Origin of the sequence: Streptosporangium sp. 'caverna', assembly GCF_003203775.1 — a bacterium.
GTDB classification, from domain to species: Bacteria; Actinomycetota; Actinomycetes; order Streptosporangiales; family Streptosporangiaceae; genus Streptosporangium; species Streptosporangium subroseum.
Window position 1 is genome coordinate 11,120,657 of record NZ_CP029711.1, and the last position, 19,335, is coordinate 11,139,991.

At 68.9% G+C, this 19,335-nt stretch carries 18 protein-coding genes; 12 read left to right on the forward strand and 6 right to left on the reverse strand.

Features of this window, described 5'->3' with window-relative positions; translation table 11 throughout:
• Nucleotides 1-72: 72 nt before the first annotated feature.
• Nucleotides 73-807: an NADPH-dependent F420 reductase gene (locus DKM19_RS48195; RefSeq protein ID WP_110705236.1), complete on the reverse strand. Its 735-nt coding sequence runs from the start codon at nt 805-807 to the stop codon at nt 73-75.
• A gap of 204 nt (nt 808-1,011) precedes the next feature.
• Between DKM19_RS48195 and DKM19_RS48200 the strand changes: the two genes are divergently transcribed.
• Complete coding sequence (locus DKM19_RS48200) at nt 1,012-1,602, forward strand: TetR/AcrR family transcriptional regulator (RefSeq protein WP_110705237.1); 591 nt, start codon at nt 1,012-1,014, stop codon at nt 1,600-1,602.
• A 179-nt stretch (nt 1,603-1,781) separates the two neighbouring features.
• Here DKM19_RS48200 and DKM19_RS48205 read toward each other — a convergent pair whose 3' ends face one another.
• Nucleotides 1,782-3,122, reverse strand: a complete 1,341-nt coding sequence (locus DKM19_RS48205) for a helix-turn-helix transcriptional regulator (RefSeq protein ID WP_110705238.1) — start codon at nt 3,120-3,122, stop codon at nt 1,782-1,784.
• 197 nt (nt 3,123-3,319) lie between these two features.
• Between DKM19_RS48205 and DKM19_RS48210 the strand changes: the two genes are divergently transcribed.
• Nucleotides 3,320-4,057: a Pr6Pr family membrane protein gene (locus DKM19_RS48210; RefSeq protein WP_110705239.1), complete on the forward strand. Its 738-nt coding sequence runs from the start codon at nt 3,320-3,322 to the stop codon at nt 4,055-4,057.
• Nucleotides 4,058-4,129: 72 nt separating this feature from the next.
• Here the strand turns inward: DKM19_RS48210 and DKM19_RS48215 are convergent, their stop codons facing one another.
• The gene (locus tag DKM19_RS48215) at nt 4,130-4,993 is read right to left on the reverse strand and encodes an LLM class flavin-dependent oxidoreductase (RefSeq protein ID WP_110706514.1); all 864 of its coding nucleotides are present in this window, start codon (nt 4,991-4,993) and stop codon (nt 4,130-4,132) included.
• A gap of 122 nt (nt 4,994-5,115) precedes the next feature.
• Nucleotides 5,116-5,919, reverse strand: a complete 804-nt coding sequence (locus DKM19_RS48220) for a maleylpyruvate isomerase family mycothiol-dependent enzyme (RefSeq protein ID WP_110706515.1) — start codon at nt 5,917-5,919, stop codon at nt 5,116-5,118.
• A gap of 359 nt (nt 5,920-6,278) precedes the next feature.
• On the opposite strand from DKM19_RS48220, the gene DKM19_RS48225 reads away from it, so the two are divergent.
• A complete protein-coding gene (locus DKM19_RS48225) occupies nt 6,279-6,653 on the forward strand; it encodes a pentapeptide repeat-containing protein (protein WP_162642349.1) in 375 nt (124 codons plus the stop codon).
• Nucleotides 6,654-7,551: 898 nt separating this feature from the next.
• Nucleotides 7,552-10,134, forward strand: coding sequence for a rifamycin-inactivating phosphotransferase (rph, locus tag DKM19_RS48230; RefSeq protein WP_239513997.1), 2,583 nt, complete (start codon nt 7,552-7,554; stop codon nt 10,132-10,134).
• Nucleotides 10,135-10,301: 167 nt separating this feature from the next.
• Here rph and DKM19_RS48235 read toward each other — a convergent pair whose 3' ends face one another.
• On the reverse strand, nt 10,302-11,471 hold the full coding sequence (locus DKM19_RS48235; protein WP_110705242.1) for a CU044_5270 family protein: 1,170 nt from the start codon (nt 11,469-11,471) through the stop codon (nt 10,302-10,304).
• Nucleotides 11,468-12,001, reverse strand: coding sequence for an RNA polymerase sigma factor (locus DKM19_RS48240; protein WP_110705243.1), 534 nt, complete (start codon nt 11,999-12,001; stop codon nt 11,468-11,470). Before DKM19_RS48240 ends, DKM19_RS48235 begins: the two co-directional genes overlap by 4 nt.
• A gap of 262 nt (nt 12,002-12,263) precedes the next feature.
• On the opposite strand from DKM19_RS48240, the gene DKM19_RS48245 reads away from it, so the two are divergent.
• The 8 genes from DKM19_RS48245 (at nt 12,264) to DKM19_RS48275 (ending at nt 19,067) form a co-directional block, all read left to right on the forward strand.
• A complete protein-coding gene (locus tag DKM19_RS48245) occupies nt 12,264-12,770 on the forward strand; it encodes a VOC family protein (RefSeq protein ID WP_110705244.1) in 507 nt (168 codons plus the stop codon).
• Between the two features lie 53 nt (nt 12,771-12,823).
• On the forward strand, nt 12,824-13,645 hold the full coding sequence (locus DKM19_RS48250; RefSeq protein ID WP_110705245.1) for a MerR family transcriptional regulator: 822 nt from the start codon (nt 12,824-12,826) through the stop codon (nt 13,643-13,645).
• A gap of 23 nt (nt 13,646-13,668) precedes the next feature.
• Complete coding sequence (locus DKM19_RS50435) at nt 13,669-13,911, forward strand: hypothetical protein (protein WP_162642350.1); 243 nt, start codon at nt 13,669-13,671, stop codon at nt 13,909-13,911.
• Nucleotides 13,912-14,297: 386 nt separating this feature from the next.
• Nucleotides 14,298-14,648, forward strand: a complete 351-nt coding sequence (locus DKM19_RS48255) for a PRC-barrel domain-containing protein (protein ID WP_110705246.1) — start codon at nt 14,298-14,300, stop codon at nt 14,646-14,648.
• Between the two features lie 227 nt (nt 14,649-14,875).
• Nucleotides 14,876-15,031: a DUF6131 family protein gene (locus DKM19_RS51455; protein WP_204358576.1), complete on the forward strand. Its 156-nt coding sequence runs from the start codon at nt 14,876-14,878 to the stop codon at nt 15,029-15,031.
• An 897-nt stretch (nt 15,032-15,928) separates the two neighbouring features.
• Nucleotides 15,929-16,462: a PadR family transcriptional regulator gene (locus tag DKM19_RS48265; protein WP_110705247.1), complete on the forward strand. Its 534-nt coding sequence runs from the start codon at nt 15,929-15,931 to the stop codon at nt 16,460-16,462.
• Nucleotides 16,459-17,196 (forward strand): ABC transporter ATP-binding protein, encoded by a 738-nt coding sequence (locus tag DKM19_RS48270; protein WP_110705248.1) that lies wholly within the window; start codon nt 16,459-16,461, stop codon nt 17,194-17,196. Before DKM19_RS48265 ends, DKM19_RS48270 begins: the two co-directional genes overlap by 4 nt.
• A gap of 56 nt (nt 17,197-17,252) precedes the next feature.
• The gene (locus DKM19_RS48275) at nt 17,253-19,067 is read left to right on the forward strand and encodes an ABC transporter permease (protein WP_110705249.1); all 1,815 of its coding nucleotides are present in this window, start codon (nt 17,253-17,255) and stop codon (nt 19,065-19,067) included.
• Nucleotides 19,068-19,335 lie beyond the last annotated feature (268 nt).

A 19,335-nucleotide genomic window follows, 5' to 3' on the forward strand; every position in this document is an offset into this window, starting at 1 on the left:
CTTCATGACGCTCGCCGCCGCCATCATCTGCGGGCGACCCCTCAATCACCGGTCGCATTCTGTCAGGGGTTCTTACAGCGAGCCGCCCACGGGTCCGCGCACGGCCGCATCGGCGAGTTCCTTGACCCGCTGTGCGGGCAGAGGGACTCCGGGGGTCTCGAAGAACCAGCTCTGGAACTCCGGCGAGTTCAGCCCGGTCGGTATCTCCCCCACGTACGGAATGCAGTACAGAGGGGTGTTGGGTTCGCTGCGCCAGCTTTCCGCGAGGCTGCCGACATCCACTGCGTCGTAGCCCAGAGCGTCCAGCAGCCCCGCTACGTCCGCTTTCGCGGCCGCGTCGTCCCCGGCGATGGGCAGCGCGCTGCGGTCGGACTCACCTGCCGGTCGCGCCAGGGAGGACAGCTGCTTGGCGCCGATGCTGTTGAACGCCTTGACCACCCGGGCGCCGGCCAGGTGGTGCTGCACAAGTTCACTGGAGGTCAGTTCACCGGAATCCAGCTCTGCGATGCGCCCGTCGCGCTCCGGGTAGTAGTTCAAGGTGTCGATCACAGTCCGGCCGGCCAGCGCTTCACGGGGCAGCTGGTTGTAGGCGTGCAGCGGGACGGTCACCACGACGAGGTCGCCGGCCTCGGCCGCTTCGGCCGGTGTGGCCGCCCGGGCATGCTCTCCGAGTTCGGCGACGAGATCGCCGAGGGTCTCGGGACCGCGCGAGTTGCTGAGGACGACGTTCCAGCCGGCTGCGACGGCGAGGCGGGCCAGCGTGCTTCCGATCATGCCGCTGCCGATGAGTCCGAGGGTTCTGGCCACGGGTCTTTCTCCATCCAGGGTCGTCGAGGGGTCTCGCGGGAGGGGCGCGCCGACGTCTTTCGCCGACGGGCGGGACACTGCGGCAACCAGTTCGATACTGCGAAGCCTGATGAACACCGAATCGCTTTTCTGATACTGAGTGTCAGGCTAGATGCCGAGTGCCTTAACTGCAAACGAGTGGCGAGAGGCGGTTAATATGGCGGAATGGAAACCACGCGGACCAAGACGCGGGACATCGCGCGCAGCGCCGTCCGCGGGGAACTCGCCCAGGTGGCCCTCAACCTGTTCCGCCGCGAAAGTTTCGAGAAGGCCACCTTCGACGACCTGGCTGCGGCCGCCGGGGTGTCTCGCAGCACCTTCCTGCGCTACTTCGGCACCAAGGAGGAGGTTGTCCTCGGCATCTTGGATCCCCTCGGCGATCAGATGACCGACGCCCTGCGGGCCCGGCCCGCCGACGAGGACGACTGGACGGCGCTGCGACGAGCTCTCGACCCCGCCGTCGAGTACTTCTCCCGCAAGCCCGCCGATACCCTCGCGCTGCTCCGCCTGGTTCAGGCCACTCCCGCGCTGTGCACCCGCCTTCGGGAGAAACAGGTCAGCTGGCGCCCCGACCTGGCGGACGGCCTGACCGAACGCTCCATCTTCACAGGGACGTCCCCCCTGGCCGCACATGTGCGCGTGGCAGCAGCCTTGGACTGCCTGACGATCGCACTGGAGCACTGGGTCGACACCGACGGCCGCTTCGCCCTCGGCACCATCACCGACGAGGCCTTCGCCGTATTCGCGGCCCGATGAGTGGGCCCCTTCGCTGACCAGATCGCTGCACGGCACGCCAGCGGCCGGCGCCGACATTCTTCAGGCACCGGTCCCCTTGGAGAACGTCTGTTCTGACGTGGCATCCGGACAGACCAGGCAGCGAAGCCGGTGAAGGTAAGGGGACACCGCACCGGACGCCTAATCGGAAGCGGAGCAGACTATGCGTCGGTGCCCGTGGCCTCCAACCAGGCCCGGGCGGCGAGCAACCGCCGGTTGCGGCCGTCGCCGCTCTCAAGCCCGAGCTTGGTGAAGATCCGCCGCAGATGCGTCTCGACGGTGCGCTGCGACAGGTGCAGGTGGTTGGCGATCGCAGCGTCGCGGGCGCCCGTGGCAACGAGGGCGAGAACCTCGCGCTCACGCGGGCTGAGCAGTTCGAGCCCAGGCGGCGACTCCGTGCCCGACCGCGGTGACGCCACTGGTGCGGCCGGCGGTGGCAGAGGCGGCGCGGCGGGCTGAACAACGGATGGCATGGCGAACCCGGTCAGAGCGGAGGACGTCCGCCACCAGGCGACGCCGACGACCGCGGTGAGAGCGACCACGGCGAGACCGGAAAGCAACGGCCCGGCGGGGGAGAGCACGGCCCCCGCCCAGGTCGCGGAGAGCGTCACGCCGATGGCGGCGTATCCACCGAGCACCCCGGACAGCAGCCGGCGTACCGCTGAGGGACGGGCCGCCGCGTCGGCGGACGCCATGAGTGCCGCCGCCCCGACGAGGCAGCCAGCAGCCAACGAGACCAGGTATGCGACGCTGCCATCTGTTGGCGCGATGTCACCGGGATCGTCTGCTACGGCCGTGCCCATGCACACGACGATCAACAGCGGTGCCACCGCCGCCGCGGCCGCGGCCAGCGTGGCGCCCGCGCGTTCGTCCGCCGGGACGCGGGCCGCGCGACACGCGAGGAACAGCACGGCGGCCAGTGCCACGACGCTGACGAGGATGGTGGCGGCGACTGTGACAACGGATGTGTGCCAACCCTCCGGCGCCGCCGGCGGGTGGCCGATGAACGGCTGCACGGGCTCCAGGTCCAGCGCCATACAGACGACCGCTCCGGCGATGACGACGCCGCCCAGGATCGACCATCGGCGGGCGCGCGGTTCCGCCCGCAGCGCCGCGAACTGCAGGACGGCCAAGGGGACGGGCCACCATCCGCCCCAGGCGCCGACAAGGAGAGGCGCCATGCCGAACTCGGCGGTGACCGCGACCACGGCGAGCGCGCCGAGCACGAGGTATATGAGGACGGCGATGGCCAACGCGAGGAGCCAGCCGCCGCCCGTACGGTCACCCCGATCGGCCAGCCGCCGGGACAGCAGTACGATCCCCATCGCGCCACCCGTCAGCGCGAGCGTCGAGACGGGGTTGGTCGCATAACCGCCGGCGCCTCCGGCGCGTGCGATGGCCAGCGTGATCACCGAGCACAGTCCGAGCCCCGCGACCAACACGACGGGTATGAGGGAACGCCAGAGCCCCGGAATCCCCAGCCGCATGCGAGCGTCGTGCATCGGCCCCCCAGGGAGTCTCCGGTGCGTATCCGGAAGCAAGTTTAGCCGGATAGGGCGTCTGGGCCGAAGATTCAGGGCTACCCCGGACACCGTCGGGGCAACGTTCAGGGCTGCTCCGGATAGCGGCCGCGACCACAGACCGCGAGATTGCCCATGGGACTCCCCCCCACACACACACCTGATCAGAGAGGTATCCCGTGGTCGCTGCCCCTCCCGCCCGCACCGGTCCGATCCTGCCCGTCGTCGTCGCGGGCGTTCTGCTGCTGGTCGCGACGGTCACCTTTGTTGTCGTCGACCCGCTGCTCGCCTGGGACGATGCCAACCCGCTCCTCGGCCGCGGCCGGCTGTTCCTCTACTTCACGACCCAGTCGAACCTGCTGGCCGTAACCGCCTGCGTGGTGTTCGGCGTCACGCTGGCGCGTGGCCGGCATCCGGGCCAGGCGGCCGAGTACCTGCGCGGGCTCGCCGTGGTGGACATGGCCATCACCGGGGTCGTCGCCAACGCCCTGCTCGCTGAGCCAGGGGCGCCGTGGAGTCTCTCCGACTTCGTGCTCCACCAGGCGATGCCGGTCCTCATGGTCGTGTGGTGGATCGCCATGCCGCCGGCCCGGTCGCTGCCCGTGACCGCGGCGGCGCTGTGGCTCGTACACCCGGCGATCTGGACCGCCATGGCCCTCGCCTACGCCGCCGAGTCAAGCGACCACTGGTACCCGTACTTCTTTCTCGATCCCGCGGAGGCCGGTGGATGGGGCGGGGTCGCAGTATTCGTGGCGGTGATTCACCTCGTCATCGTCGTGCTGGGTCTGGGAGCCGTACTCGCCAGTCGGGCACGATGGTCAGACGCCGTGTGGCGAGCGCTGGGGCATGGAGAGCAGCCGGACCGTGTCCCGCCGACTCCTGTCGGCCTGACCGGTGCGGCGCAGCGGATCGAATGAGTGCGGCAACCTCGTCGGCCCGCTCTGGTCACCCACCTGGGTACCGCGTGATCGGCTAGCGCCGTCCGCGGCCTACATGACCGGTGGGCCTTGTTCGATACGGCGCAGTACCGGTCCGAGCTTGTCGAGGTCGTCGCCACGGATGTGCTGCCGCTCGTCCCACCAGGTCGCGCCGGCGTCGGCCAGCGGACCGATCAGGTCGCGCGCCTTGGCGGGGTCGGCCGGGCTCGCACCACCGACGACGATCTCGAAGGGGGTGTCCCGGCTGTCGTCGCGGTGCTGGTGGAGGAAAGTGGCGAGGTCGCGGACCTCTTCTGCGGGCGGCGGCTCACCGTGCGTGGCGGAGGCGAACAGCGGCACCGCGCCGTCCCAGCGGGCGGCTCGGCGCATCGGACGCTGACGCGGCCAGTACCCCGCGATCCAGACCGGCGGGTGGGGGCGCTGCACCGTGGCGGGCAGCAGGGTCACATCGCGCACCTGGAAGTGCGGTCCCTCATGGTTCACCGGCTCGCCCGACCAGTAGCGCCGCAGCAGGTCCAGCCCCTCGTCCAGGAGCTCGGCGAGCACGACCGGGTCGGTCGGCTCCCCGAAGCTGCCGAACTCGTCGTCGATCGGTGCGCCCAGGCCCGCCCCGAAGATCACCCTTCCACCGCTGAGCGCGTCGAGGGTGGCCACCTGGCGGGCCAGTTGCTGGGGACGCCGGCGGGCGACCGGGGTGATCAGCGTGCCCAGCCGGATCCGCGAGGTGGCCAGCGCCGCGGCGGTCAGCAGCATCCACGGATCACCGAAGGTACGGCGGAGCTGCTTGCGGTGCACGATGTGGTCCCAGATGAACAACGCGTCCCAGCCCGCACGTTCGGCCGCCACGGCCACCGATGCCACGGTCCTGGCGTCCGCGAAGTCCCCGAAGTTCGGGATGTTGATCGAAAAGTGCATCTTCACATACTCCCCCAGGCCGTCCTCACGCTCGGGAGCAGGCCCCCGTCCGGCGTTCGGGCCCGTCCATGTCCAGGGGCAGCGCGGGAGGACAACACCTCGGCTCCGGTCTCCGTCACCGGTCAGTCGCTGACATGGGCGGTGTTGTCGAGCCACTGCTGGGCGAGGTCGGTGTCGCCGTCGACGCTGACGGTGGTGGCTTCGCCGTCGGTGAGAGGGAGCCGTCGAGTCAAGATCAGCAGCAGCGATCGTGCCGGGCCGGTCACCGTCACATCGGCCCGCTGGGTTGCGGGCTGCCACGTTGCCCCGTCAGGCCGCCGTTCGACGAACCAGGCGCCCGCGTCGTCCACGGTGTCGGTGGCCAGCCACTGCAGGGTCTGCCCGGTGCCCCGGATGGCGTGGGCGGACTCCGACCGCTGCATCTCCCACGTGGGGGAGGTGAGCATCGCGAGGTGGTTGCTGATGAGCGCGGCTGCGATGTCGGCGTCGAGGTCGGCCGGTCGGCCGGCCGCGTTGGCGGCGTCGAAGCCGTGGACGACCGTCTCGTTGAGGACGCTGGTCATCCAGAATCGCGTCCCGGGCCGCTTGTCTCCCGCGGGGTTGAACACCGGCGCGTCGAGCGCGTCATCGGAGCACGCGCTCGCGACCCGCTGCGCGGACTCCGACAGCCACGCCTGCCACTCGCGGGGGTCGGTGGGGAGTACGGCCATCTGCGTGGGCAGCTGCGTGGGGTCCGTGATGCGCCGCTCGATGATCTCTGCGACCCAGTGCTGGGTCTGGCCCATGTGCTCGACCAGGTCGGTGATGGTCCACTCCGGGGCCGTCGGCACGGCGGCGTCAGGTCCGGCCGCCGCGGCTGATTCCACCAGACGCCGGGTGTGTTCGACGATCGCTTGCCGGGCAAGTTCCGCGTTCAGCTCGGTCATTGGATTGTCCTTTTCCGTAGGTTCGTTGTGCTGCGTATGACTCGGCGTGCCGGTCGAACTCATCGGTGATCCGCGAATCGGTGTGTCAGGCGACGTGCCGATCGCCTCTTGATCCGTCGGGGCGCTCGATGAGTCGGCCTCGCTCGAGCAGCGCTGTTCGCGGGTCTGCGGGAACATCTCATGGACCGCGGCCCAGAACCCGAGTGCGCCGTCACCGACCGCGAGCATCCGGGGTGGGAAGAGGCAGACGCGAAGATCAGGTAGGCGAGGTGTGCGCGCCGCGCAAGGAAGAGCAGGTAGATGTCCACTGAGCGATAGGGAGAGAAGAGATGACAGCGAGGCCCGGTCGAGCAGAGATCATGAATGCCTGCACACACCAGTTCTTCACCGCCGTCTCGTTTGATCGACAGGATCTGGTCTCGGTCGGCGGAAATCGATTGTTCTTCCGGAACTGCTCGTTCGTTGAAAGTGATCTGCGTCTGGCCACCCTTGAGGGCTGCTCGTTCATTCGCTGCGACTTCCAGGGAGCCAATCTCCGAGGCGCCTCCCTGCGGTACACCAGCTTTTTCGGCTGCTCCTTCCAAAACGCCGATCTACGAGATGCGGACATGACAGGCGTTCAGATGACCTTCTCGGGCAGCTCCAATGATCCAAACCGTCGGGCCAGCAGTCTGTTCGGAGCGAGGCTCCAGGGGGTCAACCTGACCGACGCCGGGATAGAGGCAGAGCAGTAGCCGGCATCTCGATCGTCGTGCCAGATCCGTGCCAGAACATCCCGGCCCTGCGCTTTCGGGAGGTTGTGGCTGCCCGTTATGCAATCCCTCCTACAAGACCGACGAACGCGCGGTTCTTGAACTCGCTCTCCACGCCTTGCCCTCGCGACCGGCGCGTGAACTGCGACATCTTGTTGAGCCACTTGACGGACTTTATGTCGCGGGTAGTTGGCCCGACCCGTTCGCCTCGCCGGACGAGGGATGGTGGGTGGGGCGATGCCGGGGCTGATCCGCAGAGCTCCGGGAGCCGACGGTCCGGACGGCCTCAGCACGTGCTGCACTGAAGCGGACAGCGACTCGTGTGCGATCTGCGCGGTGAACGGATCACGTGAGCGTGAAGCGTGATGGATGGGTCGGCGTGGCCGAGCCGGGCGGGGACGCCGGCCAGGGGCAGCGGCGTGGGGCCGTTCGCTTGGGTGCCGGCCGATTTGAGCTACGTCCAGCGAACGCCAAAAAACAAAGGCAAGGAGATCTCTCTCCCCGCCACTACCAAGATATAGCGCACCGGGGGGCTTGCGGCAAGACCCGGGTCATGGCGCAGAATCGTCGGCCGAGACCACAACCTGCGGAAATGGGGGCACGACGTGCGGGTGTTGTTGTCGACGCATGAGCGACGCGGTGACGTCGAACCAAGGGTGGGACCGGCGCTGCGGTTGCGGGCGTTCAGGGCGGAGGCGCGGGGGTGCGCGTCGCCGGACCGGGTGGAACGGCCGGCCGGCTCGTCAGAGGGAAGGCAACCACAGATGGGGACGTGCGCAACAAGAGGTTCGGCAGAGCTTGAGGCGCCGGTGATTCGACCAACCAGTGCGGTGCGACGGAGCACGGCTGCCTCGGAGGTATCGCAGTGATCGAGCAGTACGTGTTGGATCTTCAAGAGGTCGACGAGACGCGGGTCGCGGTCGTCGGCGGCAAGGGCGCGCACCTGGGTGGGCTGTCGCGGATCGAAGGCATCCGCGTGCCGGCCGGGTTCTGCGTGACGACGGACGCCTTCCGGCGGATCATGGCGGAGGCGCCGTCGATCGACGGTCGGCTCGATGAGCTGTCGCGCCTGAACCCGGACGACCGGGACGGGATCCGCACGCTCAGCGCGGAGATCCGCCGGACCATCGAGGGGATCGCCATCCCCGGCGATCTCGCGGCGGCGATCACCCGCGCGCTCGCCCGGTTCGGCGAGCACGCCGCCTACGCCGTCCGATCCAGCGCGACGGCGGAGGACCTGCCGACGGCCTCCTTCGCCGGCCAGCAGGACACATACCTCAACGTCATGGGGCCTGCGGCGGTCCTGCGGCACGTCAGCCGGTGCTGGGCCTCGCTGTTCACCGAGCGGGCCGTGACCTACCGCCTGCGGAACGGCTTCGACCACCGTACGGTCCACATGGCCGTGGTCGTGCAGCGGATGGTCCTCCCGCATGCGGCCGGCATCCTGTTCACGGCCGACCCCGTCACGGGCAACCGGAAGGTCGCCACCGTGGACGCCGGCTTCGGCCTCGGTGAGGCCCTGGTCTCCGGCCTGGTGAACCCGGACGTCTTCAAGGTGCGACACGGCGAGGTCGTCGCCAAGACGATCGCCGCCAAACAACGTGCCGTTCACGCCCTGCCGGCCGGCGGTACGCAGGAGGTGGCGATCGCCCCGGAGCGGCAGGAGCAGCCGGCGCTGACGGATGCGCAGGTCGTGCGGCTCGTGCAGCTCGGGCGGCGGATCGAGGCGCACTTCGGCCGCCCGCAGGACATCGAATGGTGCCTGGTCGACGACGACTTCCAGATCGTTCAGAGCCGGCCGATCACGACGCTGTTCCCCATCCCCGAGGCCGGCGACCAGGAGAATCACGTCTACGTCTCCGTTGGTCATGGGCAGATGATGACCGACCCCATGAAGCCCCTGGGGTTCTCCATGTGGCAGCTGACGGCCCTGGTGCCGATGCACGAGGCCGGCGGGAGGCTGTTCGTCGACGTCACCCCGCGCCTGGCCTCGCCTGCGGGCCGCGCCGGCCTCCTGGACGTCATGGGGAGAGGCGATCCGCTGATCAGGGATGCTCTGGAGACCGTGCTCGACCGCGACGACTTCGTCCCGTCGCTCCCGGACGCGGGTCCCGGCGGGCCGCCGGCCGGCGGTGCGTCCGCCCCGATCGAGGCCGATCCGGCCATCGTCACCGAGTTGATCGAGCGCAGCCAGGTGTCCGTCGCCGCCCTGGGGCGCGATATCCGGACGAAGACCGGACCGGCGCTGTTCGACTTCCTGCTGGAGGCCTTCGAGGAGCACAGGCGAGTCCTCAGTGATCCGCTGAACTTTCAGGCGATCATGGCGGGGATGGACGCCACGTGGTGGCTCAACGACAAGCTGCAGGAGTGGCTGGGCGAGAAGAACGCGGCTGACACTCTCACGCTGTCCGCCCCCGGCAACATCACGTCGGAGATGGGGCTGGCGCTGCTCGACGTCGCGGACGTGATCCGCCCGCATGCGGAGGTGGTGGAGTTCCTGCAGGGCGTCGAGGACGAGGGTTTCCTGGACGAGCTGGCGAAACTCGCGGGCGGGGCCGAAGCGCGCGACGCCATGGAGGCCTACCTCGACCGGTACGGCATGCGCTGCGTCGGCGAGATCGACATCACGAGGCCACGTTGGCGCGAGCGCCCCACCACGCTTGTGCCCGCGATCCTCGACAACGTCAGGAACTTCGAGCCGGGCGCCGCCGAGCGGCGCTTCGAGCAGGGGCGGCAGAAGGCACAGAAGAAGGAACAGGACGTGCTGTCACGCTTGCGGGCCCTGCCGGACGGGGACCGGAAAGCCGACGAGGCCAAGCGGATGATCGACCAGGTCAGAAACTTCATCGGGTACCGGGAGTACCCGAAGTACGGCATCGTCAGCCGCTACTTCGTCTACAAGCAGGCCCTGCTGGAGGAGGCCGAGCGCCTCGTGCAGGCCAACGTGCTCCCTGAGAAGGAGGACGTCTTCTATCTCACGTTCCAGGAACTCCACGACGTCGTGCGCTCGAACCAGGTGGATGACCAGCTCATCCAGCGGCGCAAGGACGCGTTCCGGTCGTACCACGCGCTCACCCCGCCCCGGGTGCTCACCTCGGATGGCGAGGCCGTCACCGGGTCGTACCGGCGCGACGACGTACCGGCCGGCGCGCTGATCGGCCTGGCGGTTTCCGCCGGGACCATCGAGGGAAGGGCCCGCGTCATCCTTGACATGGCGGAGGCCGATCTCGAAGCGGGTGACATCCTGGTCACGGCCTTCACGGACCCCAGCTGGTCGCCGCTGTTCGTCGGAATCGCGGGCCTGGTGACGGAGGTGGGCGGCCTGATGACCCATGGCGCGGTGATCGCTCGGGAGTACGGCCTGCCGGCCGTCGTGGGCGTGGAGCAGGCCACCCGGCTGATCCGGGACGGCCAGCGGATCCGCGTGCACGGAACCGACGGGTACGTCGAGATCCTGCCTTGACCGAGTCCGATGCCGTCGCGACTGCTTCGCGGTTGGTGACACGGACCTGAGCGGAGGGCCGTTCAGGGCGAGACGGCGGCGGCTTGGCGGGTGATCATCCTTCCATCGCCAGGGCGCGGGCCCAGGCCCGGTGCTGCGCATCGGGCCTGGGCCGGGGACGGAGGGAGTCAGTCGCGCTTGGCAGGCAGCGGCGGCTTGGCATTGGTCCAGCCCATCTGCCGGTAGGCCGTGAAACTGATGGTCTTCGCGGTACGGCCGCCGGTGAGCTCGACCGTGGTCGTCGTCAAGCGCGCGAGCGGCAGGCCCGTCGCGGGGTCGATCACCGCCGCGACCTCGATGGCGTTCTTCCACCTGGAGCCGGGAGCCACCTGATAGCCGAATGCCTCGCCCGTGCGGCCCAACGGATCCTTCACCCTGCCCAGGGACTTCAGCTCGGGCATGGTGGCCAGGATGCGGTAGGCGGAGGCACGTACGGCGGGTGAGGCGGGCAGACCGAAGACGATCTGCATGCAGGCCTCCTGCAGGGCCGCCTCCAGTGATCGCGGGTTCTGCCCGTAGTCGGCCTTGGCCTGGGCGGTGAGGCGCTGCTCAAGATAGGCACGCAGCTCCCGCTCGCCGCTCGGAATGCGGCGGATCTCGTCCCAGGTGAGAAGCTCCTTGGTCAGATCCCCGCCCGAGCCGTTCCACTTGCCGCGCAGCCGTGTGGCCGTCTTCTCCTCCTCCTCGGCCCGCACCACCTCCGATGAGTTGGCTCCGACGTATCCGCTCATGTCCATCGGGTACTTCCACCGGGTCGGCGAGCCCGCCTTTCGCCAGGCGGCCTGATCCTCAGGGGTGAGTGGCTTCGCGCCGAGGGATTGCGTGATCCACCAGCTCTGTGCCCCGGGCCGGCGCGCCAGCCATTGGTCCTTGGAGGAGAGCCGCCTGATGACGTAGCCGCGATCCGGCGAGATCGCGTCCATGCCGGAAACCGTGTTGGTACGCCAGTACGCGCCCGACACGGGTGCCTTCGTGGCGGTGGTGGCGGTGGCGGCGGCCAGCAGCATCTGGCGCGCCGACGGCTGCGCGCCGGTCGAGGCCGCCGGCGGAGGGGTCGGCCGCTGCTCATCCGGCGCCGTCACCATGGTGACCAGCAGAACCGTGGCGACCACGCTCGCCGCCGAGGCCAGCCACGGTATCGGCCCGCGCAGCCACGTGGCGCGTGGCCTGTCGCCCCGCTCCGGCGGCTCCGACATGATCGATGCCAGCAGCGTCTGGGCCCCCGCTCCAGACGCCTGCCCGGCCGGCTCGCCGCTCAGGTCGTCGTCGTGCACTCTGGCGAGATCATCCAGGTTCACAGTGCGCTCCTCTCGAAGAGCGGAAGGTCGATCCCCGCGCTGTCCAGGGCACGCGCGAACCGCTTGCGTGCCCGGTGCAGCCGGACGCGTACGGCGTTGCGGGTGATACCGAGTGTGCGCGCCATCTGCTCGGTGTCGAGCTTCTCCCAGGCGACCAGCGACAGCAGCTCCCTGTCATCGTCGTTCAGGCTCTTGAAGACCCGGCCGAGTTGCGTGTACTCGGCCGGTGGCGGCCCTGCCAGCGCGGGGGAGGCGGCGATCTGCTCACGCAGCGCGGCGGTGCGCCGCTCATGCCGCCGTTCGCCGCGGCGGTGGTTGGCGAGAGCCTTGCGGGCCACGCCGTACAGCCAGAGTCTGGCCTCGTCCCCCGGCGGGATCTCGTTGATCCGCCGCCACGCGACGGCGAACGTCTCGGCCACCACGTCGGCTGCGTCTTCGGGATCCTGGCACCGGCGCAGGACGTACCCGAGTATGGGGCGGTAGGCGTGTTCGTATATCTGCACGAACCGGCCGTGGGGATCGAATCCCATCCGGCCTCCTTACGTGGATCATCGGTCAACCGTGCATGTCCGGAATATTGGAAGCATTACCGGTCGCCGACAAGTTTCCGATGATCCTCTGAGGACCCCGTCAGAGCCCTCGGTTCAGGTCCGTTCCACCAGTCGCAGAACAGGTGTGCACAGCGACGAACGGCAGAGCAGGCAGTCGACATGATCATCTGCTTCTGTGGCCGGACGGTTGCGGCGGCATCGAGCTTGACCCTGACGTTGCGTAAGGCTCCATGGTGGGCGCATGGCCGACTACTATCCCGCATTCGAAATCAGCCCCGTTCCCACTCCCGCGCTCGACGCGGAACCGCCCGAGATCTATCGGGGGATCTACGGCATGCCGATGTTCGTCACGGTGCCGACCTCCGACCTGGCCGCGTCCGCCGACTTCTGGATTCGCGGACTCGGCTTCATCGATCTGTTCACGATCCCCGGCAGGCTCACGCACCTTCGACGGTGGGCGTTCCAGGACGTTCTCCTTGTGCCGACGGGCCGATCCCCCGAGGCCCCCGTGGCGAGTGTCAGCTTCTCGTGCGTGCTGAGCCAGATCGACGACGTCGCGGCGGCCTGTGAGGAGCTGCTGCCCGGCTGCACCACGGGACCGCGGCAGACGCCGTGGAACACCGTGGATCTGGAAGTCGTCACGCCGGAGAACGCCCGGGTCGTCCTGACCGCCGCCCGCCCCTTCGACCCTGACAGCGCCGAAGCCCGGTATCTCAAAGCCGTGGGCATCGAGGCTCCAGAGGCGTGAGAACGACGGCTCCGACCCCGTCACCGCACGTCGCGGCTGTCAGACTGGACAGCATGACGAACGGTGCCGCCGCCGATGCCGTGGCACCCGACGGTCTTACCGTCGGGGCCACGGCATCGCTCGTCGGCGTGACCGTCCGGACCCTCCACCATTGGGATGCGATAGGGCTCGTCCGTCCGTCTGAGCGCACCGTCGGTGGTTACCGGCTCTACTCGGCAGCCGACGTCGCCCGCATCCACAGGGTGCTCATCTACCGCGAACTCGGCCTGCCCCTCGACGGCATCGGTGACCTCCTCGATGCCCCGGCGATCGACACGACCGTGCCGCTGCGGCAACAGCGCGCGCAACTCGTCGAACGCATCTCCCGATTGCAAGAGATGGTCAACGCGGTCGACCGCATGATCGAGGCCACAGACGTCGGCATCTTGCTCTCCGCCGAGGAACAGGTCGCGATCTTCGGCAAGGACTGGCAACCGTCACGGGTCGCCGAAGCGCGCGACCGTTGGGGTGACACGGCTCAGTGGGCGCAGTACGCCGAGCGTACGGCGGGCATGACAGCCGAGGACTGGCGGCGGGTCGCGGAAAGCCTCTCGGCTCTCAGCGATGACCTGGCCGCCGCGAGACGCGCGGGCGTCAGTCCGGGAAGCGCCGAGGGGAACACACTCGCCGAGCGGCACCGAGCATCGATCGGCGTATATTTTTACTGTACTCATTCCATGCACGTGTGCCTGGGACGGATGTACGTCGCCGACCCCGGTTTCGCGGCCTACTACGACGCCATCGAGCCCGGCCTCACTATGTGGTTGCGCGACATCATCGACGCCAACGCCCGCGATCGGGGCATCGACCCCGAGACCGCGACCTGGACCTCCTGAGCGCGCGGCGGCGGTTCGACCGGATGGCCGCCACGTGGCGTCCGGTCTCGGGTGAGGCCACCGCGTCGTTTGCGGCGTCGCCAGGCACCGCGGAGCGGCCATCGGGTTCTGCCCGTAGGGCGGTCCTGGCGCAACGCTGTGCCACGGTGGCCCGGCTCACCAGGCGGTCACCGCTGTTCGGCGGTGCCCGCCAGCTCGGGTTCGGTGCGGCGGCGGCCGCCGTGACCTACGGCATAGGCGTTCTGATGGGAGCCTCGATCTTCTGAACCCGGACACACCGGGCCATGAACCGAGAAGATCTGCAGGCGGTCGGCGCACTCGCGGCGCACGGTACCGAGGCCGCGCCGGCATCGTCATGGACGTCGCCGATCTGACCTTCTGCGACTCCACCGGCATGCGGGCTTTACCGGCCGGCCATCGCCCACATCGCCGTCCCCGCAGGGCCGGCCGCGACCGGCCTACCTTCACGGGGACTCTCCGGCGGATCCCGGACGCGAGCGGGCCTGCCGGGACCTTTCTTCGGGCTTCAATCCCAAGGTGATCTTGGAGCGGTGGCCGCCGTTTGCGCTCTCGGCCTTCCACGTTTGTTTACCGCGATTGCGCTGGGTAGAGACATGAGTGTCCCACTATCGCTGAAGAGAAAAGGGTAGACATGACCGAGAATCTGTGGAACTACCGTCCCGAGGCCCGTATCGGTAACCAGGCCCTGGATCTGGTCGGGTTCGACGTTGAGGCCACCGACGGCAAGATCGGTTCGGTGGACGAGGAGAGCAACGCCGTGGGCGACAGCTACGTCGTCGTCGACACGGGTTTCTGGATTTTCGGCAAGAAGGTCGTGCTGCCGGCCGGTACGGTGACCCGGATCGACCCGCAGGAGCGCAAGGTCTACATCTCCCGTACCAAGGAAGAGATCAAGAACGCTCCTGAGTTCGACGAGGCGACCTACAAGGAGCCCGACTACCGCAACAAGCTCGGCGGCTACTACGGCCCCGGCGCCCTGTAGTCATTAATCAGTGGTTAAAAGGTGCGCCAAGAAGCCCGTCGGCTGCGTCACGGCAGCCGACGTCTACCGGCCGAAGCCGCGGTGACCAGGTCACGGTCAACGTCGACCAACCCGCGGCGAGGTTCGAAGACGCCTTGGAACGCTGATCGCTCGCCACCGTCGATCCGGCCCGCGAGCCAATGCCACACCTTCATCTCTCGAAAGTCTCTCGAAAGCAGGCAGTCATCATGATTGTTATCGGACTAGTCCTTCTCATCGCCGGATTCCTGACCGGTATCTCCATCCTGTGGACCATCGGGGTCATCGTCCTGGTCATCGGTGTGGTGCTCATGCTGATGGGCCGCATGGGACGGCCCGTCGGAGGCCGTAACCACTACTTCTAACCCGGCCACCGGCCATCCCCCGGAGAGGCGGCGAGAACGTCGCTGCCCCCCTGGGGATGACCCGTTCCCCGTCACCGATGGCAGGGCCATCGGCACGCCGGTGTGATCCGGCCAGTACGCCACCGGCGTGTTCTGGACACCTTCCGCTCCCGGTGGGAGCCATCTGGGGGGTGTTCGGGATGTGGAGCCCCGGCCGACGCAGGCCGGGATCCGCTCCTCGATGAGCGGCATCAGCGCGGCCATTGTGTCGGGGAGGTTCGCCGCGGTGGCCGCCATGCCGCAGCCGACGCCCACACCGACAGCTGACGAGATGATCGCGCGCCATCGGTGGGGATGACGGATCCGACCGTGGCGCCCATTCCGACGTGTGCGTCGGCCATCAGCGAGACGAAGGGCAATCAGGCGGCCTGCTCGACAGTGCCAGGCTCGATGCCGCTCGCCCAGGAGAGAAGACCAGGCGCGACCTGCCGCGGCATGAGGGAGCCCGCCTTCCTGCCCGGTGATTCCGGCAGGGTATGACCGTCCAGCGACAGCCGCCACTGGGATATGTGGAGAGTGCGGGCGGCGCCTTCTCCGGACCGCTGAGTGACAATCTCGACAAGGCCGGGATCAAGGTGCTTTTTCCCTCCCGCCCGGTGTCGTAACGAGCCCCAGCGGCCCCGAATGCCCATTCCCGCGGGGTGCCGCAACGAGCCCCCAGCGGCCCCGAATGCCCATTTCCGCCCGGTGCCGTAACGAGCTCCACAACTCCCCGAACGCCCATGCCTGCGGGAGCGCATCACAGTAGATCGGCCGGCGCGATCCGCCCGACCACTCGAAGGCCGACGGACGTCGGGACCGCGTTTGACATCCCTAATGGCTAACCGCTATTTATTGCCTAGCCGTTAGGGGTGGTGCATGCAGGACGCGGTACTCGCGATGCTCGCGAAGGAGCCGTCGCACGGCTACGACCTCGGCTCGCGGCTGCGGCGGGTTCTCGGTCCGCTGGGGGCGTCGATGAACGCGGGTCAGATCTATGTGACCCTGGCCCGGCTGGAAAAAGCCGGACTCGTCGTCCACGAACACGCGGACGGGCTGCCCGCCCGGCCGGATCGCAAGGTGTATGCGCTGACGCAGGCCGGACAGCAGCGGGTGAACGTCTGGCTGACCGAGGTGAGCTGGCCGAAACCGGATCTGGTGGAGTTCCACCTCAAACTCGCCGCGGCCAGCGCCGCCCGGCTCGCCGATCCTGCGGACCTGGTGGGCGCGCAGCGCCGCGAGCTGCTGCGACGGCTGCACGAAGCCCAGCGCGCGGTGCTGGCCGAGCCGGCCGGCTCGACCACCGGCCTGCTGTTGGAAGGGGTCGCGTTGCGGCTGCAAGCGGACCTGCGCTGGTTGGAAGCCTGCGAGCGCGTCTGGTCGGGTGTCAAGAACGAATCCGGGGATGAATGAACGAGTCCGGCGATGTGTTGCAGGTCCGCGGCCTGATCAAGCAGCACGGCCAGAAGCAGAGCCTGGTCCGCGCGGTCGACGAGGTCGACCTGGACGTGCCGGTGGGACAGATGCTGGCGGTGATGGGGCCCAGCGGCTGCGGGAAGTCCACGCTGCTGCACCTGCTGGGTGGTCTTGAGCGGCCCACCGGCGGGCAGGTGTGGCTGGCCGGCCGGCGCATCGACACGGCGAGCGAGCGGGCCCTGGCCCGGCTGCGGCGCCGGTCGGTGGGGTTCGTCTTCCAGGCCTTCCACCTGGTGGAGGAGCTGTCGGCGGCCGAGAACGTGGAACTCCCCGTGCTTCTGGCCGGGGGTTCGCCGCGCGCGGCCAGGCACCGCGCACACCTTCTGCTGGAACAGGTCGGGCTCGCCCACCGGGCCCGGCATCTGCCCTGGAAGCTGTCGGGGGGAGAGCGTCAGCGGGTGGCCATCGCCCGTGCCCTGGCCAACGAGCCGCTGGTGGTGCTGGCGGACGAGCCGACCGGGAATCTGGACACCGCGGCGACCCTCGACGTGCTGAGGCTCTTCGAGGACCTGCGTGCCGCGGGGCAGACCCTCGTGATGGTCACGCATGACGGGCGGGTCGCGGCCACCGCGGACCGGCTGATCTCGATGCGCGACGGGATGTTCGTCGAGGACGCCTGGCTGGCAGGCCATACCGGGCAGTTCGACGGCCTGATCGCGATGGGGGACTGAACGCCGTGAGCCGCGTCCTGCTTGTGCTCCGCCTCGTGCTGGAGGACTGAACGACCATGGGCCGCATCCTGCTTGTGTTCCGCCTCGTGCTGGGCGACGTGCGCCGGCATCCCGCCCAGGCAGCGATGCTCGTTCTGTCGCTGACCGTCGCCACCGCCATGCTGAGCCTGGGCGCGTCGATGTCCGGGGCGACCGAGAGCCTGTACGAGCAGACACGTGCTGCCACGGCCGGGCCGGACGTGGTGTCACTGGCCCCCGGCAAGGACCGGGACACGACCTCGGTCCTGAGGTCGCTGGAGGACGTTCCCGGGGTCGTCGCCCGCAGCCGGCCGTACCGCCAGTTCTTCACGACGCTCACCGCGCACGGCGCCACCGCGAGTGCGGTGGCGCTCGGCGCCGATGCGACACCGGGTCCGATCGATCGCCCGCTGGTGACCTCGGGCAGCTGGGTCCGCCCCGGCGGCGTTGTGGTCGAACGCGGCTTCGCCGCCGCTCTGGGCGTCCACGCCGGCGATCGCGTCACCGTCGCCGGCCGCTCGCTCCCGGTCGTCGGGATCGCCGTGACCGCGGCCCGTCCCGTCTACCCATGGGCGACGATGGGCGGCCCGGGCGGCGGGCCCGGCGACCGCGCCGGTCTGGTCTGGATGAACGAACCCGATACCCGGGCGCTGGCTTCCGCGGGCCTTCCGGTGACCTCCCTCGTCTACCTGAAGCTGCGCGACCCCGAGGCGACCCAGGCGTTCATGGATTCCTACCACGACACCCTCTACCCCGCCGGCGACCCCGACGCCGACTCCAAGCCCCGGGTGAACTCCTTCCGCTGGCAGATCCTCGCCTACCAGGACTCCGTCATGCTTCAGGGCAGCCGGCCGACCCTGGTCATCGGAAGCTGGCTGCTCGGCTTTCTGGCCATCGCCGGCATGAGCACGCTGGCGGCAGGACGTGCCGCCAGGCAGACCCGCCGGGTGGGACTGCTCAAGGCCGTCGGCGCAAATCCCGGCCTCATCGCCACCGTCCTGCTCACCGAATACCTCGTCCTGGCGCTGCTCGCCGACGCGTTGGGGTTGACGGCCGCACGGCTGGTGGCGCCCGCAATCATCAATCCCAGCGGCAGCCTGATCACGACCGCCGCCGGGCCGAGCGGCGTCGTCATCGCGATGACGACCGCCGCCGCCATCGCCTTGGCGACCCTGACCGCCCTCGGCCCGACCGTACGGGCCCTGCGCACCGACACCGTCGCCGCACTGGCCGACACCACCCGCCGGCCTCGGCACCGGGCCTCGCTGGCCAGAGTGGCCGCGCTGCTGCCGACCCCGCTCCTGCTCGGGGTACGCCTCATCGCCCGCCGCCCCGGCCGCGCGATCCTGCACGCATGCGGTACGGCGACCACGGCCATCGCGATCACCGCCCTGCTGATGCTCTACGCCCAGCCCATGCACGGCTGGGATCTGGGCTCTGTCACCCTGGCCAATCTGAAGGACGATCAAACACGCCACGTCATGCTGGGCGTCGCCGTCGCGCTGATCATCCTCGCCGTGGTGAACACCATCACGATCACCTGGACCACCGCGACGGAGGCACGAGCCACCATGGCCATCGCCCGCACGCTCGGCGCCACTCCCGGACAGATCACCGCGGGACTGTCCACCGCACAGCTCCTACCGACCCTGCCCGGCGCCATCGCCGGCATCCCCGTCGGCATCTTCCTGTGCCTGCTCTTCAGCATCGGAGAAGTGACCATGCCCCCCACATGGTGGCTGCTGGCCGTACCCCTCGCACTCCTGCTGGCAACCGCGGCACTGACCGCCCTGCCGGCCCGGATCGCGGCCCGCCGATCCATAGCGGAGACCCTCAGCGCCGAAACGGCGTAAGCATCGATCACCGCTCCCCCTCGCACGCCCCACTCCCGAGAAGGGACCCGGCCCGATCAGGTTGGGAAAACCACCCTGACCCAGCCTTCGGGGCGGGTGGTATGCGAGGTATTCGCCCAGGTCACAGGGCAGATCCGGTGCTCTTCACGCGATCTGGAGATCATCGTCCGCCGGTGAAAACCGGGTGACATTTCGCATCACTTGCCGGAAAGCTGGGGATGGGCGATGAGTTTTGTCGGTGGTGTCGGTCAGTCTTTGTACGGCCACA

Coding starts and splice junctions, on each gene's coding strand:
- DKM19_RS48200 (WP_110705237.1), top strand. CDS start 1,012: ATGGAAACCACGCGGACCAAGACGCGGGACATCGCGCGCAGCGCCGTC.
- DKM19_RS48205 (WP_110705238.1), bottom strand. CDS start 3,122: ATGCACGACGCTCGCATGCGGCTGGGGATTCCGGGGCTCTGGCGTTCC.
- DKM19_RS48215 (WP_110706514.1), bottom strand. CDS start 4,993: ATGCACTTTTCGATCAACATCCCGAACTTCGGGGACTTCGCGGACGCC.
- DKM19_RS48220 (WP_110706515.1), bottom strand. CDS start 5,919: ATGACCGAGCTGAACGCGGAACTTGCCCGGCAAGCGATCGTCGAACAC.
- DKM19_RS48225 (WP_162642349.1), top strand. CDS start 6,279: ATGAATGCCTGCACACACCAGTTCTTCACCGCCGTCTCGTTTGATCGA.
- DKM19_RS48240 (WP_110705243.1), bottom strand. CDS start 12,001: ATGGGATTCGATCCCCACGGCCGGTTCGTGCAGATATACGAACACGCC.
- DKM19_RS48245 (WP_110705244.1), top strand. CDS start 12,264: ATGGCCGACTACTATCCCGCATTCGAAATCAGCCCCGTTCCCACTCCC.
- DKM19_RS48250 (WP_110705245.1), top strand. CDS start 12,824: ATGACGAACGGTGCCGCCGCCGATGCCGTGGCACCCGACGGTCTTACC.
- DKM19_RS50435 (WP_162642350.1), top strand. CDS start 13,669: ATGGCCGCCACGTGGCGTCCGGTCTCGGGTGAGGCCACCGCGTCGTTT.
- DKM19_RS48255 (WP_110705246.1), top strand. CDS start 14,298: ATGACCGAGAATCTGTGGAACTACCGTCCCGAGGCCCGTATCGGTAAC.
- DKM19_RS51455 (WP_204358576.1), top strand. CDS start 14,876: ATGATTGTTATCGGACTAGTCCTTCTCATCGCCGGATTCCTGACCGGT.
- DKM19_RS48265 (WP_110705247.1), top strand. CDS start 15,929: ATGCAGGACGCGGTACTCGCGATGCTCGCGAAGGAGCCGTCGCACGGC.
- DKM19_RS48270 (WP_110705248.1), top strand. CDS start 16,459: ATGAACGAGTCCGGCGATGTGTTGCAGGTCCGCGGCCTGATCAAGCAG.
- DKM19_RS48275 (WP_110705249.1), top strand. CDS start 17,253: ATGGGCCGCATCCTGCTTGTGTTCCGCCTCGTGCTGGGCGACGTGCGC.